The 1,560-nt window shown below is 55.4% G+C and carries 2 protein-coding genes; one reads left to right on the top strand and one right to left on the bottom strand.

What is annotated here, in order from left to right; all coding sequences use genetic code 11:
• Positions 1-188: 188 nt before the first annotated feature.
• Positions 189-1,148 (bottom strand): GlxA family transcriptional regulator, encoded by a 960-nt coding sequence (locus tag AC1DLB_RS29615; protein WP_477743891.1) that lies wholly within the window; start codon positions 1,146-1,148, stop codon positions 189-191.
• 96 nt (positions 1,149-1,244) lie between these two features.
• Here AC1DLB_RS29615 and AC1DLB_RS29610 point away from each other — a divergent pair.
• Positions 1,245-1,560, top strand: a 316-nt coding sequence (locus AC1DLB_RS29610) for a tautomerase family protein (RefSeq protein WP_477786247.1), incomplete at its 3' end; no start/stop codon positions are given.

Raw genomic sequence — 1,560 nt, 5'->3', positions numbered from 1 at the left:
GGATAAAGCGCTTCATGGGCGATCCTTGCGATGAAATCCTCAGAAATCATAGCAAGGGTTCGCGGAGGCGTTTTTACACACTCTGGGCCAATTGCAGCCCTTCGCGACTGGCAGCAAACGGCCAATATTGAACTGCCTGAGTCGCACGCCAAATCGGATAATTGAATTGAAAAAAATCGTCGCTGCAGTTAACGCAGTTGCCGAGGTGTTGCGTTCAGCATTTTTTTCATCAGTCGCCGCAGGGATGTGGGATCTCTGTATCCAACTTGTTCGGCAATGGTGTCGATTGAGTATTTACTGTTTGCCAGCAGTTCCCGGGCTTTATTGGCCTGGACACGCTGGATCAGCCGCAACGGGCTATATCCGGTGGCCTTGTGGATGTGTCGAGACAAGGTCCGCTCTGACAGACCAAAGTCGGATGCGAGTGTGCTGACGCTGATAATCGCCGGTAGCGAGGCTTCAATATGAGCCGTCAATTGTGCGATCAATTCGTTCCCCTGAGCCATCATTGCCGGAACCATAAAAGGCGATTGCAGTTGCCGACCATCGATCAGTAGCGCCCGAGCAACGCCATCTGCCAAAGCTGGGGAGAAATGGCTTCGCAGAAGATGCAACATCAGATCGCTATGACCTAGCGCTGCACCCGCAGTAATCAACGGCGGATCGAGGATTACCATGCGCTCGGCATCTACCTGGCACTCCGGCGCCCACTGCTGGAGTAAGGGTGCCATCCACCAAGAAGTGGTTACACAGCGCCCAGCGAGCAGGTTTGCAGCCTTTAGCACGAATACCGCAGAACATGATGCGGCTACGTTACCCCCGGCCTGCACATGCGCGCGTAATGCCGGAACCAGCAGAGCGATATCCGCCTGTTGTAATCGGTGCTCGATCATGGGGGCGTCAGCCACTCCGATGCCGGGGATGATCCAGCAAGAGCGGTCATCAGGGTTGATAGCCAAGGGCTGAACCGCAATCTGCATACCGTGGCCGAGCGTCACGCAATCCGTGTTCACCCCACAGACTTGCCAGCGAGGTACAGCGGAGCCCAGTCGCTGGGCGAGTACGGCCGCCGTTGAAAGGATATCCAGAGTCAGTGCGACACTGGAGGCAAAGGCGCCAGGAACTACCAGAATCGTGAAGTCATTCATTGGCTGATTATGCACGAAAGATGTCGAATCGGTCGCTGGTTGCAGTGGTCGAGGGCTGACTTAATAACGCTTCCATTTCATCGAGCGTTAACCCGTATGCCAAATATCCTGATCAAGGTGCCTCAAGGTTCTTTTACTTGCGAACAACGGGCACTGCTGTGCGAAGAGATTACGAAAGTGGCCATCGCGGTCGAGCAAATCGGCGACGATCCACGTCAACGGGGCCTGTGCTGGACTCTCATTGACGAAGTGGCTTCTGGCTCCTGGACATGCGGCGCAGTGGATATCAGCGCTCAAGCCATCCCCTGCATTGTGCAGGTTAAGGTCCCCGGCGGTGTGCTGAATGAGGCCATGCGAAGCGACTATGTGCAGCGTTTGCATCAAGCAGTAACCCGGTCGCAAGCAGCGGACG

It is taken from the genome of Pseudomonas sp. 05N434 (genome assembly GCF_056396965.1).
Note: the sequence above shows the minus strand (reverse complement) of the source record. Positions and strands in the feature narration are given on the sequence as shown.